The 2,566-nt window shown below is 72.8% G+C and carries 3 protein-coding genes and 1 riboswitch; of the genes, 2 read left to right on the plus strand and 1 reads right to left on the minus strand.

What is annotated here, in order from left to right; genetic code table 11:
• Positions 1 to 280: 280 nt before the first annotated feature.
• Positions 281 to 496: riboswitch (cyclic di-AMP (ydaO/yuaA leader) on the plus strand.
• Positions 497 to 499: 3 nt separating this feature from the next.
• Both VF825_RS03165 and VF825_RS03170 read left to right on the plus strand, forming a co-directional pair.
• A complete protein-coding gene (locus VF825_RS03165) occupies positions 500 to 1,216 on the plus strand; it encodes a C40 family peptidase (RefSeq protein WP_331110058.1) in 717 nt (238 codons plus the stop codon).
• Between the two features lie 87 nt (positions 1,217 to 1,303).
• The gene (locus VF825_RS03170; protein ID WP_331110060.1) at positions 1,304 to 2,011 is read left to right on the plus strand and encodes a DsbA family oxidoreductase; all 708 of its coding nucleotides are present in this window, start codon (positions 1,304 to 1,306) and stop codon (positions 2,009 to 2,011) included.
• Here the strand turns inward: VF825_RS03170 and VF825_RS03175 are convergent.
• A partial coding sequence (locus VF825_RS03175) for an SDR family NAD(P)-dependent oxidoreductase (protein ID WP_331110062.1) occupies positions 2,008 to 2,566 on the minus strand: 559 nt, incomplete at its 5' end. The two genes, VF825_RS03170 and VF825_RS03175, sit on opposite strands and share 4 nt — an antisense overlap.

A 2,566-nucleotide genomic window follows, 5' to 3' on the forward strand; every position in this document is an offset into this window, starting at 1 on the left:
GACCCGACCCCGCCGCGCCCGGCGTTCCGGGCCGGCCCGTGGCGGCTCGCCGAGGGCCCGTTCCGGGGGCTCCCCGGACGTCGCCTCGCGGCGACACGCCCGACTCCGGGGCGAGGGGGTTTGCCCCATTTCGTCCCCCTCCCGCAGGCCGTCCAGCGCGTTGACCTGCGGCTTCGCCGGCGAGGCCGGAACGGGCCCGAGACACCCGTGTTCTCGATGTGACAAGGGACTTTCGTCTGTGTACGGTGACATCGCTTGCTCTCCCCCTGGAGGAAGCTCTCGATGTGGCATGCCGAATCCTGCCGCCACGTTCGAGATGAGTTCACACACCGTTTGGCAGGAGCGGGGGACCCACTTGCGGGGCGTCGGGAGACGCTCCTTGGGGTGAAGCCCTCAGGCGGCTGGCCGACCCAGGTCGGATGGCTGCCTCAGGGCCGGGTGCATACCTCCCACCCGAACCCGACAGCTCACCTCGTAGGCACTGGAGAGGTCTGTTCACGTGTCGAAGCACCATGCCGGGCGCCACCGCGGCGCAGGTCGCCAGACGACCACCACTGCCCTGACGTCTGTTCTTGGCCGTTCCGGCCAGCCCGCCGCCAAGGCGTCCGCGGTCCTCGCGGTCTCCGGTGGTCTGGTCGCCTCGTTCAGCATGCCCGCCTCGGCCGCACCGGCCACCCACGCCCCTGAGGCGGCCACCCCCACCAACGCCCCCGGCACGGTCGCCGTCTCGGCGCCCACCACCGCCGCGACCCCCGTCGCGCCGTCCTTCGGTGAGGTCGGCTTCGACGCCACCGCCCCGAAGGCCGCCGCCCCGGTGCAGCGCGCCGTCGAGACGGTCAGCCGCAGCACCGACCGCATGGCGATCAACCTGCCCTCGCCGGCCGCCGGCGTGCTCGGCATCGCCGCGATGTACGCGGGTGTCCCCTACGAGTGGGGCGGCACCACTCCGGCCGGCTTCGACTGCTCCGGCTTCACCCAGTACGTCTTCAGCAAGATCGGCATCTCGCTGCCGCGCACGGCCGAGGAGCAGCGCATGGCTGCGACCCGCGTGAGCAACCCGCAGCCGGGTGACCTGGTCTTCTTCGGCAACCCCGCCCACCACGTCGGCATCTACGCCGGCGGCGGCATGATGTGGGACGCCCCGCACAGCGGTTCCGTCGTGAGCAAGCGCCCGATCTGGAACGACAGCAGCATCACCTACGGCCGCTTCTCCTGATCGCCGGCCACCAGCCTGACCCCGCAGGCCCCGAACCCGCACGGTTCGGGGCCTGCGGCGTTGCGAGGTCTTTGGGACACTGGGGGCATGAGCACCATGCGCACGGAATCCGCAGCACCCACGGCGACGGACCGCACGCCGGGCATCGTCCTCGAGGTCTGGTCCGACGTCGTCTGCCCGTGGTGCTACCTGGGCAAGCGCCGCCTCGAGCACGCGATCGCCGCCTTCGAGCGGCCGGCGCTGGTGGAGGTGCGCTACCGCTCCTACGAGCTGGACCCGCGCACCCCCGTCGGTGAGGGCGTCCCCGTCTACGACTACCTCGGGCGCCGCTACGGCGGCGGCCGGGACGCGGGCCGGGCCATGAGCGACCGGGTCGCCCGGGCCGCGGCGGAGGAGGGCCTGCGGATGGACTTCGACCGGGCGGTCTGGACCAACACCTTCGACGCGCACCGGATGGTGCACATGGGGCTGGCCCAGGGCGGTCCGGCCCTGCAGTCCGCGGTCAAGGAGCGCCTGTTCGCCGCCCACTTCGAGGAGGGCAAGGTCCTCGACGACGTCTCCACGCTGCAGCGCCTGGGCGCCGAGGCCGGGCTGGACGAGCACGTGCTGGCGGCCGTGCTCGCCTCCGACGACTACGCCGAGGATGTGCGCGCCGACGAGGCCGCGGCCCGCGAGCTGGGCATCACCACGGTGCCCTTCGTGGTCGCGAACCGGTCCGTGGCGCTGTCCGGGGCCCAGCCGGTGGAGGTCTTCGCCCAGCTGCTGCACCAGGCCTGGCGCGAGACCGGCAGCTAACGGCGGCCGGCCAGGAGCCGCGGCCAGGCACCGGCCGGCACGAACCGGGCCAGCTTCATCAGCATCGCCATCCGGGTGGGGAAGACGATCTCGGTGCGGTCGCGCTCGAGGCCGTCGCAGATCGCCCGGGCCGCCTCGTCCGGCTCGACCATGAACGGCATGGGGAACTCGTTGACCTCGGTCATCTCCGTCCGGACGAACCCCGGGCAGATCGTGGTCACGTGCACCCCGCTGCGGCGCACCGACAGCCGCAGCGACTCCAGCAGGTTGATCTGGGCCGCCTTCGTGGCGCCGTAGGCCTCCGCGCCCGACAGGCCCCGGTAGCCGGCCACCGACGCGACACCGGCGATGACGCCGTGGCCGCGGGCGACCATGCCGGGCAGGACCGCGTCGATGCCGTTGCTCATGCCGACGAGGTTGACCTGCAGGTGGCGCTCGAAGGAGTCGGCGTCCCACGTGCCCGCCGGCATCTGCTGCCAGTGGCCGGCGCAGAGGACGACCAGGTCGGGCGGCCCGACCTCCGCCTCGACCCGCTTCGCCGCGGCGCGGACCTGG

It is taken from the genome of Oryzihumus sp. (genome assembly GCF_036391795.1).
In the GTDB taxonomy this organism is placed as follows: Bacteria; Actinomycetota; Actinomycetes; order Actinomycetales; family Dermatophilaceae; genus Oryzihumus.

Bases quoted from the DNA above. Each gene is read 5' to 3' on its own strand.
- VF825_RS03170 (WP_331110060.1), top strand. From the start codon at position 1,304: ATGAGCACCATGCGCACGGAATCCGCAGCACCCACGGCGACGGACCGC.